The 15,564-nt window shown below is 38.0% G+C and carries 17 protein-coding genes and 1 riboswitch; of the genes, 5 read left to right on the top strand and 12 right to left on the bottom strand.

The features are described from left to right. Positions 1-11: 11 nt before the first annotated feature. The 4 genes from RCG17_RS17260 to cax all read right to left on the bottom strand — a co-directional run bounded on the left by RCG17_RS17260 (position 12) and on the right by cax (position 4,325). A complete protein-coding gene (locus RCG17_RS17260) occupies positions 12-1,556 on the bottom strand; it encodes a fumarate hydratase (RefSeq protein WP_308171367.1) in 1,545 nt (514 codons plus the stop codon). A gap of 195 nt (positions 1,557-1,751) precedes the next feature. After that, the gene (locus RCG17_RS17255) at positions 1,752-1,949 is read right to left on the bottom strand and encodes an SE1561 family protein (protein ID WP_308171366.1); all 198 of its coding nucleotides are present in this window, start codon (positions 1,947-1,949) and stop codon (positions 1,752-1,754) included. A gap of 114 nt (positions 1,950-2,063) precedes the next feature. Continuing rightward, a complete protein-coding gene (locus tag RCG17_RS17250; protein WP_374120966.1) occupies positions 2,064-2,828 on the bottom strand; it encodes a YfkD famly protein in 765 nt (254 codons plus the stop codon). 438 nt (positions 2,829-3,266) lie between these two features. Further along, positions 3,267-4,325: a calcium/proton exchanger gene (cax, locus tag RCG17_RS17245; RefSeq protein WP_308171364.1), complete on the bottom strand. Its 1,059-nt coding sequence runs from the start codon at positions 4,323-4,325 to the stop codon at positions 3,267-3,269. Between the two features lie 290 nt (positions 4,326-4,615). Between cax and RCG17_RS17240 the strand changes: the two genes are divergently transcribed. Continuing rightward, positions 4,616-6,529, top strand: a complete 1,914-nt coding sequence (locus RCG17_RS17240) for a heavy metal translocating P-type ATPase (protein WP_308171363.1) — start codon at positions 4,616-4,618, stop codon at positions 6,527-6,529. Between the two features lie 244 nt (positions 6,530-6,773). Here RCG17_RS17240 and RCG17_RS17235 read toward each other — a convergent pair whose 3' ends face one another. Continuing rightward, positions 6,774-7,592, bottom strand: coding sequence for a YihY/virulence factor BrkB family protein (locus RCG17_RS17235; RefSeq protein WP_308175872.1), 819 nt, complete (start codon positions 7,590-7,592; stop codon positions 6,774-6,776). Between the two features lie 35 nt (positions 7,593-7,627). Then, positions 7,628-7,990: a YtxH domain-containing protein gene (locus RCG17_RS17230; protein ID WP_308171362.1), complete on the bottom strand. Its 363-nt coding sequence runs from the start codon at positions 7,988-7,990 to the stop codon at positions 7,628-7,630. Between the two features lie 184 nt (positions 7,991-8,174). Here RCG17_RS17230 and RCG17_RS17225 point away from each other — a divergent pair, with 184 nt between their 5' ends. Further along, a complete protein-coding gene (locus tag RCG17_RS17225; protein WP_308171361.1) occupies positions 8,175-8,399 on the top strand; it encodes a DUF1128 domain-containing protein in 225 nt (74 codons plus the stop codon). A gap of 61 nt (positions 8,400-8,460) precedes the next feature. Here RCG17_RS17225 and map read toward each other — a convergent pair whose 3' ends face one another. Then, entirely contained in the window at positions 8,461-9,216 is a 756-nt protein-coding gene (gene map / locus RCG17_RS17220; RefSeq protein ID WP_308171360.1) for a type I methionyl aminopeptidase, read from the bottom strand. 409 nt (positions 9,217-9,625) lie between these two features. Between map and RCG17_RS17215 the strand changes: the two genes are divergently transcribed. Both RCG17_RS17215 and RCG17_RS17210 read left to right on the top strand, forming a co-directional pair. After that, positions 9,626-9,952: a helix-turn-helix domain-containing protein gene (locus RCG17_RS17215; RefSeq protein ID WP_308171359.1), complete on the top strand. Its 327-nt coding sequence runs from the start codon at positions 9,626-9,628 to the stop codon at positions 9,950-9,952. A gap of 249 nt (positions 9,953-10,201) precedes the next feature. Then, positions 10,202-10,293, top strand: a riboswitch (cyclic di-GMP riboswitch). Between the two features lie 28 nt (positions 10,294-10,321). Then, positions 10,322-10,444 carry an anti-repressor SinI family protein gene (locus tag RCG17_RS17210; RefSeq protein ID WP_308171358.1) on the top strand — a complete coding sequence of 41 codons (123 nt, stop codon included), beginning with the start codon at positions 10,322-10,324 and terminating at the stop codon, positions 10,442-10,444. A gap of 192 nt (positions 10,445-10,636) precedes the next feature. Here RCG17_RS17210 and motB read toward each other — a convergent pair whose 3' ends face one another. The 4 genes from motB to RCG17_RS17190 form a co-directional block, all read right to left on the bottom strand. After that, positions 10,637-11,443 (bottom strand): flagellar motor protein MotB, encoded by an 807-nt coding sequence (motB, locus tag RCG17_RS17205; RefSeq protein ID WP_308171357.1) that lies wholly within the window; start codon positions 11,441-11,443, stop codon positions 10,637-10,639. After that, on the bottom strand, positions 11,430-12,230 hold the full coding sequence (gene motA / locus RCG17_RS17200; RefSeq protein WP_308171356.1) for a flagellar motor stator protein MotA: 801 nt from the start codon (positions 12,228-12,230) through the stop codon (positions 11,430-11,432). The genes motB and motA overlap by 14 nt, the downstream gene beginning before the upstream one ends. A 152-nt stretch (positions 12,231-12,382) precedes the next feature. Then, positions 12,383-12,760, bottom strand: a complete 378-nt coding sequence (locus RCG17_RS17195; protein ID WP_308171355.1) for a DnaJ family domain-containing protein — start codon at positions 12,758-12,760, stop codon at positions 12,383-12,385. A 74-nt stretch (positions 12,761-12,834) separates the two neighbouring features. Then, the gene (locus RCG17_RS17190) at positions 12,835-13,446 is read right to left on the bottom strand and encodes a peroxiredoxin (protein ID WP_308171354.1); all 612 of its coding nucleotides are present in this window, start codon (positions 13,444-13,446) and stop codon (positions 12,835-12,837) included. Positions 13,447-13,569: 123 nt separating this feature from the next. On the opposite strand from RCG17_RS17190, the gene RCG17_RS17185 reads away from it, so the two are divergent. Next, on the top strand, positions 13,570-13,725 hold the full coding sequence (locus tag RCG17_RS17185; RefSeq protein WP_308171353.1) for a hypothetical protein: 156 nt from the start codon (positions 13,570-13,572) through the stop codon (positions 13,723-13,725). A 141-nt stretch (positions 13,726-13,866) separates the two neighbouring features. Here RCG17_RS17185 and hutH read toward each other — a convergent pair whose 3' ends face one another. Continuing rightward, positions 13,867-15,357, bottom strand: coding sequence for a histidine ammonia-lyase (gene hutH / locus RCG17_RS17180; RefSeq protein WP_308171352.1), 1,491 nt, complete (start codon positions 15,355-15,357; stop codon positions 13,867-13,869). Positions 15,358-15,564 lie beyond the last annotated feature (207 nt).

Here is a 15,564-nt window from a genome sequence, read left to right as displayed (position 1 = left end):
AAATCATTATCTTAGTTAAATACGCGCTCTTTAAATTGTGCTAATTTTTCTAATGAAGATTTGTCCACATCTGCATGGAGGCTGTTTCCATGTGAGTCCATCGTCACGACAGCAGTGAAGCCTTCAACTGATAAATGCCACATTGATTCAGGAATACCGAATTGGGTAAGGTCGACACCATCAACAGATTTAATACATTCTGCATAATATTGAGCCGCACCACCAATGGCATTTAAATATACGCCGCCATGCTCTTGAAGAGCAGCTAGAGTTTTAGGTCCCATACCGCCTTTACCGATCACTGCGCGAATGCCGAATTTTTTCATGATGTCGCCTTGGTATGGCTCCTCACGAATACTGGTTGTAGGGCCTGCAGCTTTCACATGCCATACGCCTTCTTCATCTTTTAACATAACCGGGCCGCAATGGTAAATAATTTGACCATTTAAATCGATTGGAGCATCATGTGTCATCAGGTAGTGATGGATTGCGTCACGTCCTGTATGCATAACTCCGTTAATTTGAACAACATCGCCAACTTTTAAGCTGCGGATTTGTTCTTCTGTCACCGGTGCTTGAAGAGTGATCACATCTTCAGATGACGCAGCAGCTGTTTCTTTTTCCGCTTCTGTTTGTGAAAAATCAACGTTTTCTCCTTCTTGATACATCCAATCCTGAATATCGCCAGTTTCAGGATTCACCGCTACGCCTAAACGGCGGAACGCCCAGCAGTTATAAGCAACAGAAACATAGAAGCTTGCTGGAATCCGGTTCATAACGCCAACTTTACAGCCTAATAATGTAGCTTCACCGCCAAATCCCATGGTACCAATCCCAAGCTTGTTGGCATTTTCCATAACATATTCTTCTAACTTGCGAAGATCTTCATTTGGATTTACATCCTCTACAGAACGGAATAACTGTTCTTTCGCTAAATCGTAGCCTGAAGAACGGTCCCCCCCGATTCCGACTCCAATAAATCCGGCACTACATCCTTGTCCTTGAGCTTGGTATACAGAGTGAAGGACACATTTGCGGATACCGTCAAGGTCGCGGCCTGCACGGCCAAGTCCTTCAAGTTCACAAGGAAGGCTGTATTGAATGTTCTTGTTCTCGCAGCCTCCGCCTTTTAATATAAGCTTTACTTGAATATAGTCTTCTTCCCATTGATCAAACTTAATGACAGGTGTTCCTCCGCCAAGGTTATTGCCGCTGTTTTCACCTGTTAGGGAATCTACGGAGTTTGGACGCAGTTTTCCTTCTTTTGTTGCAAGGGCAATTGCATTATAAATCGCTTGTTTTAATTGAATTTGGTTTACGCCAACAGGTGTTTTTATTTTAAAGGTTGGCAGTCCTGTATCCTGACAAATCGGTGATACATTATCGTCAGCCATTTTGATATTATTCGTGATGGTAGCAAGACTCATTGCTGCTCTTGTACCTGCGTTTTCTTGTTCCTTTGCTGCTTTTACAGCACGACGTACATCTTTAGGAAGCTTTGTTGATGTTTCAACAACTAATTTGTACATGCTTTCTTCAAACTTGGCTAAATTCATTCTTGTACCCCTCTCCCTTTGTTGAATCCTATCATCCCAGTATGGATTTATTTATAATTTTACAACTATTTTCGCTACAATTATACTCCTAACGACTCGGGATTAAAAGAATAAGCTCGAAACCGGTTACATTTTCATGTTTTTTGCCATAAAATCCACCGCCCGAAATTATTTCAGAACAAAAAAAGAGCCTGTTCATACAGACTCTTCGCATTCACGGTTTTGAAATTCTCGGCATTTTGATTCTAACTCATCAATGATGGCAATTAAACGATCCACATCATCGAGATCCGTCTCTTCAGGATCAATTGCATCAAGAACATCGAGAAACATATTTAAACGTTGCTTTAAGAACGTAACCTGCGAATTTTTATCATTTACTGGACTGCCCAAACCTATCGCTCCTTTCTATACCCGTTAACATCCTATCGAACTATTGCACCATATGCAATCCTTTCTTTTAAAAGATGGAAAAAGCTCCTGAGACAAGTCAGGAGCCATTATCCATTACCTTGGCCTCTCAGCCGCAACGAATCCGAAGGAAACATAGTCCTGAACCGGAATCCAAGCTCCAATTCCTTGCGAAGTTACATTCTTTATGACAATAAATTTCCTATTTCCTTTTAACATCAAATAAACTTCTCCATACGTAACCTTCCCTTTTTCGTTTACTGCAGGAGCATACGCATATAAATAGCCTAAACGATTGATTGGGATATTATAAATATGTTCATTTTTCGTTCCCCCGCCAATCACGGTTTCAAATGCAAGTGGCAGCTTGGTCTTTTCGGTTGCTTTTAATAACATCATTTTCTTTACATCTTCTGCATTAGGAATCTTTGCAGTTAAACCACCTTTAATAACTTTTTGTGTTTCCTGTACGTAATGAATCTGATAAGGGGCATTCCCGCCGCGGTTATCCCAATAGTTGGTATTAATTTTTTGGAACTCCCAATTCGGTGATGTTTCGGTGGACTCATAGTTTAACGGCCATTGCCCCAAATAAACAATTGCCCGATATCCAATAGCAAAGGGAGTGCTATTAATACTTGATTCATTTAACATTCTGATTAAATCTGGATTCTCAATCTTTATTCTTGAAGAATTAAGAAGCTTTTTGGTTAAATCGCTTGGCTGTAGTAAAGGCAAATCTTGGGTCGGATTGGGATACGTATTTTCCTTCGTTATATTTTTCACCGACACAGGTACCTGATATTTCACTTTGTCTGCAGGATTATTAGCAGCAAATGCGGCTGGTAGTAATGTAAACATAAAAATAAGCAGCATGAATACAGAGGAATATTTTTTCACCGTGAGTTCTCCCTTCAAAGATGGCATCCTTTTTCTAGTTTTTTCGGAGAATCATGATATTATCCATTTCAAAAAAAAAATTACCCAAAATACGTTAAAATAAATAATCAAAATATTTACATTATTTTAACTTTACATTATAATAAAGATATCCAAATACAAAGGAGGGTAGTTATCAATTCGCTCTATTTCAACTTTAAGGAGGTTGGGATTTCCGTCATTCATGGTATTCAACACTCGTGTTTTTCGATTTTAAAATTAACATGAAGGTTGGTGGTTGATGTCCCAAAAAAAGAAAGCGGTTGATCTTCCCTAAATAAATCATTTCGAAAAAATACTTACTAAATACAAAGAAAAGGCTCTGAACCACTTGTGGCTCAGAGCCTTTTCTTGACTTTTCTATAACAAGAAAAAACCAATTCCCATGATGAAATATGCAGCAATTAAAGTAAGCCCTTCAAACCAGTTGCTCTCCCCATCGTTAGAAATGACCACCATAAGGAGTACGGAAGAGGCCATGGCGATTAATTCCGGCCAACTGAATACAAGAGGCATGTGCTGATCGAAGAAAAGGGATGCTATCACAAGGACAGGAGCAACAAACATGGCCACTTGCAGCGTGGATCCTATCGCAATTTCCATAGCGACATCCATTTTGTTTTTGAAGGCCATTAATACCGCTGAAGCGTGTTCTGCAGCATTACCGACAATCGCAACAATAATGACGCCAATAAATAACTCTGTCCAGCCAAAAGATTTTGCGACAAATTCAAAAGTATGGACCAGATGCTCAGAAATATAAGCAACGATGAGCGTTGCAATAAATAAAATAGCGATCGCTTTCCCTTTCCCCCATTCCGGCTCCTCTTCGTGATGACCTTCTGTTTCTTTATCGTGTTGATAAACGCCTCGATGGGTAACCAGTTTAAAGAAAAGTGCAGCAAGATATAGAAAGATAAGAATAATGGAAATTCCCGTGCTTAACGTAATCGTGTCTGCTTTTTTCAACTCCATCGAAAAAACTTCTGGTATCAAAAAAGCGATGACCACTGCAAACATTAAGAGTCCTGAATTATGCCTCGCATCATAAACATTAAATTCCTGACGTTTATATTTTAAACCGCCAATAAAAAAGGAAAATCCTGCAACAAGCAATAAGTTTCCTAGAACTGACCCCGTTAATGAAGCTAATACAACCCCTACAAGGCCTGCCTTCAGGGCGAAAATTGAGATAATCAGTTCAACTGCGTTTCCAAAGGTTGCATTTAACAATCCTCCTATCTGGGGGCCTGCAACAATCGCCAGACTTTCAGTTGCCCTACCCATAAAACTGGCTAATGCAATAATGGTTAAACAGTAGATGACAAATAAAATCAAACTTGACCAGTGCATCAATGTTCCAATAATGGAAAGCGGCACACCCACTGCCATTACAAATGCAAATATTTTATTTAACAACTTTTTCCCACCACCAATTGTAATTTTTAGAATAAAAGTTCATTATTTTTCCATCTATCCCTAAGTCTTCCTATATTTTCCCTAATTAGAGATTGAAACGCAAGAATTTTCATTAAAAGGTTTGTCGATGAAATCATTTTGCAAAATGAACAAATTTGTTATAAACCAAGCCAAGACTTAATAACATTATTCTAGTTGCTGCTGTCATCAATTTGATGGCAGCTTTCGTGCTTTTATAAGGGTTGTGAGAGTGATTATTTTTCTCAATACCAAAAAAGGAAGTGTTAAAAATGAGCTCCGAGGCTCAAACCATTCAAAAAGAGGAAGCTGGGAACCTGGGATTTATTAAAAAAGTCAAACCCCATATTGAATTAATTGCAGCAATCCTTAGCGGGATTTTCATTGCAGTCGGATGGCTTTTAGAAAAGAATAATTTCATTAGCCTTTATGTCATGTCTTATTTATTAGCTTTTTTTATTGGCGGTTTTGCCAAGGCAAAACAGGGTATTGTAGCATCAATTGAAAACAAAGATTTAAATGTTGAAATGCTTATGTTGTTTGCTGCGATTGGCTCAGCGATTATCGGTTATTGGACTGAAGGAGCAATCCTTATTTTTATCTTCTCTCTAAGTGGGGCATTAGAAACATATACAATGAACAAAAGCCGTAAGGAAATCTCAGCACTTATGAACATACAGCCAGAAGAGGCATTATTGGTTAACAATGGAGTTGAAAAAAGGATTGCTGTTGCCGAGCTGGAAGTTGGGGACCATATTCTTGTCAAACCTGGAGAAAGGATCCCATCGGATGGAACGATTTTAAGAGGACAATCGAATATAGATGAATCAATGATTACTGGCGAATCCATTCCAGTTTCGAAAAATAGGCAAGAAGAGGTGTTTGCCGGAACGGTTAACTTATCTGGTTCCATTACCATTCTTGTAACAAAGAAAAATAATGAGACCTTATTCCATAAAATTATTGAGCTTGTTCAATCGGCCCAAAGTGAAAAATCACCATCACAGCTTTTCATTGAAAAGTTTGAAGGAAGATATGTAAAATCCGTTTTATTTGCCACATTCTTTATGATGTTCCTTCCCCATTTTTTACTTGGCTGGAACTGGACGGAAGACTTTTATCGGTCAATGATTTTGTTAGTTGTCGCTTCACCATGTGCTTTAGCCGCCTCGATCATGCCAGCAACCTTATCTGCCATATCAAAGGGTGCACGACATGGCATTTTATTTAAAGGCGGGATACATTTGGAGAATTTAGGAAACGTGGATGCCATTGCCTTTGACAAGACTGGGACACTTACAAAAGGGAAACCAGAAGTAACAGAGGTTATTGTCAAAGATGGAATAGATAAAGAAACACTAATTTGGAAAGCTGCATCAATAGAAAATTATTCTACCCACCCGCTCGCACAGGCGATTGTAAGCTTCGCCAAAAGCCAAATGGAGATAGACTTACTAACACCGGAAGAACTGGAAGATATACCTGGATGGGGAATCAAAGCAAAACTGAATGGAAAACAGTGGAAGATTGGCAAGGCAGACTTTATTGAGGACCAAACCGCTACCTTCGCAAATGGAAAAGCTGAAATATTGGCAAACCAAGGAAACACGCTTGTTTTTGTGAAAATGAATCATGAATTAGTCGGTCTTTTTGCTTTAAAAGATGTTGTTCGAGAAGAAACAAAGACGGCCATTGATGAACTTAGGAAAATTGGCATTTTTACCATTATGCTTACCGGGGATAGCAAACCTACAGCAAAAGTAATCGCCGCCGAAAGCCACGTCGATCAATCTATTGCTGAATGTTTACCGGAAGGAAAAGTTGCGCAGCTTAAAGAATTAAAAAATAAATTTAAAACGGTTGCTATGGTTGGTGATGGAATAAACGATGCACCTGCATTAGCAGTCGCAAATGTCGGGATTGCCATGGGGGGAGGAACAGATGTTGCTCTAGAAACAGCTGATGTTGTGTTAATGAAAAACGACCTGCTGCGGATTGCTGAGGCAATTAAACTCTCCAAGCGAATGAACCACATCATCAAACAAAATATTATTTTTTCAATTATCGTCATTGTCATCTTAATTTCCTCAAACTTCTTTAAAATACTCGATTTGCCTCTTGGAGTTATTGGTCATGAGGGGAGTACGATTCTTGTTATATTAAACGGTTTAAGACTATTAAAATGATATTAAGGACCGGAAATATTCCGGTCCCTTACCGATATTTAATCCTATTTAGTGATAGCCGTTCGAACCGTTTGCAGAACCGGAAGTCTTGTTTCCCTTACTGCCTTTTCCTTTTTGTTTCGTACCGCCGTCTTTTTTTGTATGTTTGGTCATTGTATAAACCTCCCTTACGATTGTGGGTTTTTGCTCCCGATTATAGTTTCAGCGAAAAAGCAAAATTTCAAAGAAGGAAACTAAAGGGAAATCAACAGTTTTTTTTATTTCTTTCACTGTAAAAAGCATTTACCTCCCCACCGAGAACAATGATAAAGGCTGTTATATATAACCAAAGCATTAACACAATTATGGCGCCTATGCTTCCATAGGTAATCGAAAAGTTGCTGAAATTATCCACATAAAAGGAAAGGGCAACCGATGAAACGATCCAACCTACAGTCGAAAAGGCTGCACCAGCAAAAGCACTTCTGCATCGCAGCTTTGTATTTGGCGCAATCCAATACAATCCTGTAAAGAGCAGAAATAACATGACTGCACTGATAAACCACCGTAATGCAGCCCAAAACTTTAAAAACTGTACCTTAAATCCCATATTCGAAAATATATATACTCCAATTTCTTTCCCAAAGATAGGAAGAATGATAACAATGACAAATACAAAAATCATTCCTATATTGAGCAGGATTGCCATGCCGCTGGATACAATAAATGATCTTGTTTCTTTTACGTCATAGGCTTTATTGAATGCTTTAACGACTGCACTTATGCCATTTGATGAGGACCAAATTGTACCGATAATACTAAATGACAAGAGCCCCCCATGGCGATGGTTCATGATATCATGTAAAGTTTTTTCAATTAAGTCCATTACCTCTACTGGGGCAAACCCCTTTATGACATCAAGCAGGTCTTGATGGGGGATTGGCAAATAGGGGAGGAGTGAGAACACAAAGATTAAAAGCGGGAACATTGAGAGCAGGAAGTAATAGGCCATTTGGGCAGATAATCCTGGCAGGTCATCCTCATCAATTCGATGCCAAAGCATCTTTAATAAGGAATGTTTCATTTTATTTCCTCGCTTCTCCACCTCTTCACCTCTTTCTATTTTAGATTTTCATCATTATCCAAACCGTTCATATTCTTTGTTTCTTTAGTAAATGTATCCTTTGTTTCCTTGAGCATTTTTGTTACCTGTGGGGTTGTTTCCTTCAGTTCTTCCACTTTACTTGCAATAAAAGAAATATCTTCCCCAATTTCTTCAACTGTTGTTTTCAATTTTAGAGCGGTATCTTTTACTTGATTGGTAAATTCACCAGGATTTTTTATGAGATGGGAAACACTTTTAGTAGCTTTTTGGCAATTTTCCTTCATTGCATCCCTGGTTTCTTTATCCAACAAGGTTATGGCTCCTCCTGCCAAAGCCCCCCAAAGCATTCCTTTCCAAAACTTTTTCAAATTTGACATGGTGACCTCTCCTTAATCAATATGTATAATTCGGTTATTTTTTATGCTCTCATCCTTGCCCCATTCAATTTCTTAGCAAACATTTTTCATTGACTTTTGAAATAGAACATGGAAAGATTATTTTAAAGACGAATAATCTTCTAAAAGAGCGTGAAACTTTATAAAAACAGAAAGGATGAACACGTTGAACTTATCACAGAAATCTACAGAGAATGTTGAATATATGATTGAAAAGATAAAAGAAAAATTAAGAGTGTTAAACCTTGGTGCAATCAAACCCTCACATTTTGATGAAGAAATGTATGAGGATTTAAAGGAAATTTATGAACTGGTTATGAAGAAAAACTCTTTTAGTCCGAATGAAATGCAGGCCATTGTTGAAGAACTTGGAAGTCTTCGAAAACAATAGATGTGACTGAATTCATCAAATAGACTTTTTGAAAAAGGCTGACTAAAAAGTCAGCCTTTTTTTACTCTTCTACTTGTTCAGTTAAAATAATTGGTCCCTCACTGGTGATGGCAAGTGTATGTTCATTTTGAGCAGAATTTTTGCCATCAATTGTACGCGCGGTCCATCCATTGTCTTCCATTCTGGTTTGATACCTTCCGATATTTACCATAGGTTCAATTGTAAAGACCATTCCTTCTTTTATCCTAGGCCCTTTTCCTGGTAAGCCATAATGGGGAACATCCGGTTTTTCATGCATAACGGCTCCAATTCCATGCCCAATAAAATCACGTACAACAGACAATCCTTCACTCTCAACATATTGTTGGATGGCATGCCCAATATCACCAATCCGATTCCCGACAACTGCCTGTTCAATACCGATATAAAGTGCTTTTTTTGTAACATCCAATAAATGTTGGTTTTCCTCTGAAATATTCCCAACAGCATAACTCCATGCGGAATCTGCTAATGCCCCATTGTGTCTTACAACCATATCAATTGTAACGATATCCCCTTCTTTTAAGGGCTCTTTACGAGGAAAGCCATGGCAGATTTCATCATTGATGCTGGCACAGGTGGCATACTGGAATCCATGATATCCTTTTTGCTCTGGTGTGGCATCATGCTTTTTCAAAAACTCTTCAACAAATTGATCAATTTCCCAAGTTGTAATCCCCGGCTGAATTAACTTTGCTATTTCTTTGTGACATGAAGCAAGAATTTCACCTGCTTTTTTCATTGCCTCTATTTCCCGTTTTGATTTTAATACAATCATTTTCTTCCCTGCCTTTTATCTTTTTGGCTAATAGGAAAGTATAAATTTTTTATCAAAATTTATACTTTCCTATGTTGCATAAGTGTAACTACGCCTCTGTCTTCACCCTTAGTGGCTCGCCAATCGGCGAGTTTTCTTTATCTATCCATATATATTTACGAACAAATAATGATCTAATTGATTTGTCTGCTCTTTTATATTATCGCTAACCATTACTTTTTTCAAAGTGCTAAGCACCTTTATCTTGAAAAATTCGTTATCGGTTTTTATGATATTTTATTTTCAATTTAAAGGTTTATTCTTAACAAAAAATTCATATTATTGTAACATAGAAATGTTCTTAATATGGAACAACTGTATTTAATTTGATAAAATAAATCTAATACAGAATGTAAGGGTGTGAACAACAATGATTGGTGACCGTGTAAAAAGTTTGCGCTTGGGAAAAAAGATGTCCTTATCCGAGCTTGCAGAACAAGCTTGCGTAGCTAAATCTTATTTAAGCTCCTTAGAGAGAAACCTCCAACGAAATCCTTCCATTCAGTTTCTCGAAAAGATAGCCTCTGTTTTAAATGTCCCAGTTGACTATTTAATTCATGAACACATTGATTCTGATACTTTAGATAACGATTGGATGCTCATTGTAAAGGAAGCAATGAACTCGGGTATTTCAAAAGAGCAATTCCGAGAATTCCTTGAATTTAATAAATGGCGAATGAATCAAAAGAGAGAATGAGGTCAAATGTTTGATCTCCTTCTCTTTTTTTATACAGTTCGATTAAAAAATCACCAAGCAGTAAGTTTTTTAGCATATATTGACGATATCCATAATATATTGTAGAAATATATGTATTGGCAAAATGTTTTGAATTGACAAAAAACTACAACCTAATAGAATAGAACTAATTATAATATACATATAGATATACCTAAGTATCTAGTCCTAAACCATTTAGAAAGAAAGGTATACTTTAAGGTATTTTTTCACAGAAAAAGGCAAACCTTCTGAAAGGTTGGGACGCAAAACCACGGGTCTAAAGCAGCGTATATTTGTGCCAAGATAGCCGAGTTACCTGAATACTATAAGTATTTTAGGGGTGAGACAGTGTTAGAAGCCAATACAATTGTTAAAGAAATTGATTCAGAATGGTTAGAACTTATTATTGAGGCAAAAAAAATGGGAATGACAATCGAAGAAATTCGTGAATTTCTTTACCATACTCATTGAGCAAAATTAGTATACCGCTATTTCAATTAGTTAGGCTAATTATTCCGTTCTCTCTCTTCAAAAGATTTTCCAAGGTACATCCACTTTGACAATCATCCTAGAATGAATCCTGCAACCATAAATCACCATTTAATTAAAAAAAGAAGCATTCCTTTTCCTATAAGGATGCTTCTTTTTAAACAATTCACTATATTATTGTTGTTTCTCCACCCTCGGTGAGATTAATAATTCAACCCTTCGGTTTTTGGATCTTCCATCGGGATTATCATTCGAGGTAACTGGCTGATATTCTCCAAACCCCTTTGCACTAAACCATTTAGGATCTAAACTGCTATTTTGCAAAAGTATCCTCATAAAATTTACTGCACGCATGACGCTTAACTCCCAATTTGATGCATATTTGGAGTTATTAATCGGAACGTTATCCGTGTGCCCGCTGATAATAATGCTTCTTGGCGGGTCCATCACCAGCAATGCTGAAATTTCCTGAGCCATTTGGATGTCTTGAGGCCGAACCTCTGCACTGCCGGAGTCAAACAAAACATTATCCCTAATTGTTACTAACAGTCCTTCCGATGTTAATGATGTTTGTAGTTTATCTGTAAGGCTATTATTTTGAATGTATGTGTTTACCTTAGTTTGTATAGCATACAATTCTTGTTGGTCTTTCTTATATGCTTCCGCGTTTGCCTCAATTTGCTTTTCTAATTCACTATCTGTTTTTTGGGCCTGATTTTGCTGCATCTCCACTTTGGCATCATTTTTCATGTCTGTCGGGCCTGTAGGAACCATAGAACTAAAATTCATAATTCCCGTTCCCCCCGTAAACATCTGATTAAAAGCTCTTGAAAGAACATTGAATTTTTGAGCATCAACTGAGCTCATCGCAAACAAAATTACAAATAAAGCTAATAATAACGTTAAAATGTCAGAATAAGGAACAAGCCATGTTTCATCCATATGCTCCTCTTCATGCTTTTTTCTCTTACGTTTGCTCATCCTTTTTCACAACTCTTTCCTCAAGGAATTTCTTCCGATCTCCTGCAGGTAAGTATGACGCAAGTTTTTGCTCAATAATCCGAGGGGCTTCCCCTTCAAGTATGGATAATATTCCTTCAATCATCATTTGCCTCAGTCTAATTTCTTGTTTTGACTTTCGTTTAAGCTTGTTTGCAAAAGGGTGCCATAAAACATAACCTGTGAAAATCCCCAGTAGTGTGGCCACAAACGCTGCTGAAATTGCCCTCCCAAGCTCATCCGTGTTATTCATATTTCCCAAGGCAGCAATTAAACCCAGTACAGCTCCCAAAACTCCAAGTGTTGGTGCGTATGTTCCTGCTTGAGAAAAGATAGCAGCTCCAGCTAAATGTCTTTCCTCCATCGCATCAATTTCTTCTGTTAAAACATCCCTTATGTAATCGGCACTTTGTCCATCAACTGCCAGTGACAAGCCATTCCTTAAAAAGGCATCGTCTACTTCACTTGTTTTTGCTTCAAGAGCTAATAAGCCTTCTTTCCTAGCAAGCTGTGCCCATTCAGAAAACATTCTAATTAATTCGGCAGAGTCCAAAAGCTTTTGCTCTGTAAAGATAATTTTAAAAAGCTTGGGAACTCTTTTAATCTCATTGGATGGAAAAGCAATTGTAACGGCAGCAATGGTTCCAAAAATAATAATTAAAATGGCTGCCGGATTTTCCAAAGCAGTAAGCTTTACTCCTTTTAAAACCATCCCGACTCCAATGGCTAAGACGCCTACGATAATTCCAATAATTGATGTTTTGTCCATCCCTATCACCTATCTCACGGATCTACTATTCTTCCATTTTCCTGTGTTTGGCTTTTTAGCCTATTCTTTATTTCGGCAGAATTCTACAATTCTTTATAGTCCATGTGAATTTTCATTTAAGGTAAATTAAGGAATTTCATTCCAGATAGGGATTATTTTTTAAAATTATTTGTTAATTTTCTTTCGTATTCTTTAAACATTGCTGAATTGGTTTGAACTCCTCTTTTTGACATCAACCGATTAAATCTTAGTAGCTTTTCATTTAATTGTTTTTGAAGACTTTGTTTTTCATCTTCGTTATCACATTTTTTGATTAAATCTTCAATGGTCATTAGTTCTTTTCTTAAATCGGTTTCTTCCTCTGTGTAACCTGCGTTTTTCATGATTCTATATGCCATGCGTAATTCTTCGGGAATAGAGGATAGGTCATCCAGCTTTAATGGTTTTCCCATTCCCGGTAGGCGATCGAGTTCACCGTCTTTAATGGCTTGTTTAATTTTTTCCTCGGCAATAATGTGAAATAAATCCATTTTTGATACCCCTTTTTAAGGCTTTTTTTATATTATATATTTTAAAAAAATAAAAAAGGGAATTTACTCCCTTTTTAGATCTTGCCAATTTTTTTAGGATCGCGTTTAATTCCTGCTTCACCAGGTTTCCAGTTGGCAGGTATCCCTTCGCCTGTTTGTTTTGCATATTGAAGTCCTTTTAACAAGCGAATATGCTCATCAAGATTACGTCCTACTTCGCGTGGATAAATAAATTTTGCGCGAATGATTTGATTGGGACAAATAAAGAAAGAAGCCCGATATGCTGCACCTGATTTTTCATCCAGCACCCGATAGGCCTTTGAAATTTCTTGGTTCCGATCACTTAATAATGGATAGTGGACATTTTTAAGTGAAGGTGATGTTTCTAAAAATACCTTGTGAGAAAATACACTATCCGTGCTTATGGCAAGAACTTGGGTATTAAGTGAATTTAATTCATTATGAACAGCGGCGACCGCCGCGAGCTCTGTTGGTCAAACAAATGTGAAATCACTTGGGTAAAAGAACAAGAGCACCCACTTCCCGAGATAATCATTCAAATTAACTTTCGAAATTTTTCCATCAATAACTGCATCTGTTGTAAATAGTGGTGCTTGATCATCCCTGGTCGCATAAAAAAGTCCAGGACCTGCTGCTAGATCACTAACATGGATGTTGCTGGGCATTTCTATCCCTCCCCTAAGGCTTTATTTTTTCCCTATATTCATATGCTCTTATTAGATAAAAGGCTCGTAATAATTTCCAAAGATTTGGAGATGCTACATTCGAAGAAGAAAGGAGTGTTGACATTGGGTCGTGGTGAACATTTTAACCATAAAAAGAAGAATCACCCTGGAGATTTTCCAAGTGACAGTTTAACGGAAAGACATACAACGGAAGCTCAAGAAGATGAGGAATTAATTGTCACACAAGAAGCTTTCAAAAATAGAGTTGAAGAGGATTAAATTATGGGCGTGGATCTTCACGCCTTTTTTCTAGATTTCATTTATCCCACCATTTTCACCAATATTTCCACGGAAATTTCATTTATCCCACCATTTTTTCCAGTATTTCACAAAAATCGACTTATTCCGCCAAACCTGTTTTTAATCGAATGGGTGCAAAACCTTTAACTCTTCAGACATTCTCTCAATATCTTTAGAAAACATGCGGTCTTTTTTTATCGAGGGGACTATTTTCCTTCCTTTTTCAAATAGCTCTCTTGTTTTACTTGCCATTTTTTCCACACCCAGAAACTCAACGGCCTGCATCGCACAAATGAGCTCAATACTAAGTACCTTTTGGGTATTTTGAATGATTTGATACGCATGTCTAGCTGCGATCGTTCCCATGCTGACATGGTCTTCCTGATTGGCAGACGAGGGAATTGAGTCCACACTTGCCGGGTGTGCTAATGTTTTATTTTCAGAAACGAGTGCAGCGGCAACATATTGCATAATCATTGCCCCCGATTGCAGACCTGGTTCAGGGCTTAAAAATGGTGGCAAATTGTTCAATTGCGGATTCACTAATCTTTCGATCCGCCGTTCTGAAATATTAGCTAATTCGGAGACAGCAATTTTCATAAAATCCATGGCAAAAGCAATTGGCTGCCCATGAAAGTTCCCGCCAGAAATCACCTTTTTCCCACCGTCAAAAATTAATGGATTATCGGTTGCCGCGTTGATCTCAATTTCCAATTTATCTTTAATAAAATCAAGTGCTTGCCAGGATGCCCCATGGACCTGAGGAATACATCTTAGGGAGTAGGCATCCTGCACTCTTAACTCTCCCTGTACAGTGGTTAGCTTACTGTCAAACAAATAGTTCCGAATTCTTTCCGCAGTTTTTATTTGTTGGGAATAACCGCGGGCCAGATGGATTTCTTCTGCAAATGCATCCATGATCCCATTCAAACCTTCCATCGTCATCGCCGCAATCCATTCACTCAGATAAGCGATCTGTTCTGCCTCTAAATAAGCAATCCCCCCCAAAGCCGTCATTGCCTGTGTTCCATTAATCAAGGCCAGTCCTTCCTTTGCTTCCAGTGTGATGGGCACCATTCCCTCTTTTTTAAGTGCATCAAGTGAGATCATTCTTTGACCTTTGTAGATAACCTCCCCTTCCCCAATTAATACTAATGCAAGGTGTGACAAGGGGGCTAAATCCCCGCTGGCACCGAGAGAGCCCTGAGAGGGTACTACCGGAATGATTTCCCTATTTAAGAGTTCCATTAACATTTCGATGACCAAGGGTCTTACTCCCGAGAATCCTTTTAGTAATGCATTTGCCCGCAGCAAAAGCATGGCTTTACAGACCGTTTCAGGAAATGGTTCACCCACCCCGCAAGCATGAGAGCGGATTAAGTTTAATTGCAGGTCCCGTACATGGGCCTCCCCAATTCGAACATCGCTAAATTTTCCAAACCCGGTATTAATCCCATAAACGATTTTTTGTTGCGCTACAATTTTTTCAACTGCTTCCCTGCTCTTTTTTACTGCATCCATACTTTCGGGGGCGGCTATGACAGTTTCTCTATTAAATAGGACTCTTTTCATATCTTCTAAAGTTAGGCTGTTCCCAGTTAAAGTAATCATCTTTCCCACCCCACTGCCGCATTAGTTAAATAAAGAAAAAGGCCAGAACCCCAATATCTCAATTGGATTCCAGCCTTTATTTTTGTTATGAAATTCATTGGAATTTTCATGCTGCCCATTCCTTTTCAAGGTTTATCTTCTATTGTATGAAGGTGGAATGGAAAAGAATACATAGGGAAATTTTAACAGGCTAATATTTTATCTAAG

It is taken from the genome of Neobacillus sp. PS3-12 (assembly GCF_030915385.1).
Classification (GTDB): domain Bacteria; phylum Bacillota; class Bacilli; order Bacillales; family Cytobacillaceae; genus JAEVLT01.
Note: the sequence above shows the minus strand (reverse complement) of the source record. Positions and strands in the feature narration are given on the sequence as shown.

What these genes read in the sequence shown, in the direction of transcription:
- RCG17_RS17240 (WP_308171363.1), top strand. Translation starts at nt 4,616, where the DNA reads ATGAGCTCCGAGGCTCAAACCATTCAAAAAGAGGAAGCTGGGAACCTG.
- RCG17_RS17235 (WP_308175872.1), bottom strand. Translation starts at nt 7,592, where the DNA reads ATGAAACATTCCTTATTAAAGATGCTTTGGCATCGAATTGATGAGGAT.
- motA (WP_308171356.1), bottom strand. Translation starts at nt 12,230, where the DNA reads ATGGACAAAACATCAATTATTGGAATTATCGTAGGCGTCTTAGCCATT.
- RCG17_RS17195 (WP_308171355.1), bottom strand. Translation starts at nt 12,760, where the DNA reads ATGGATTTATTTCACATTATTGCCGAGGAAAAAATTAAACAAGCCATT.
- hutH (WP_308171352.1), bottom strand. Translation starts at nt 15,357, where the DNA reads ATGATTACTTTAACTGGGAACAGCCTAACTTTAGAAGATATGAAAAGA.
- map (WP_308171360.1), bottom strand. Translation starts at nt 9,216, where the DNA reads ATGATTGTATTAAAATCAAAACGGGAAATAGAGGCAATGAAAAAAGCA.
- motB (WP_308171357.1), bottom strand. Translation starts at nt 11,443, where the DNA reads ATGAGCAAACGTAAGAGAAAAAAGCATGAAGAGGAGCATATGGATGAA.
- RCG17_RS17215 (WP_308171359.1), top strand. Translation starts at nt 9,626, where the DNA reads ATGATTGGTGACCGTGTAAAAAGTTTGCGCTTGGGAAAAAAGATGTCC.
- RCG17_RS17230 (WP_308171362.1), bottom strand. Translation starts at nt 7,990, where the DNA reads ATGTCAAATTTGAAAAAGTTTTGGAAAGGAATGCTTTGGGGGGCTTTG.
- RCG17_RS17250 (WP_374120966.1), bottom strand. Translation starts at nt 2,828, where the DNA reads ATGTTTACATTACTACCAGCCGCATTTGCTGCTAATAATCCTGCAGAC.
- RCG17_RS17260 (WP_308171367.1), bottom strand. Translation starts at nt 1,556, where the DNA reads ATGAATTTAGCCAAGTTTGAAGAAAGCATGTACAAATTAGTTGTTGAA.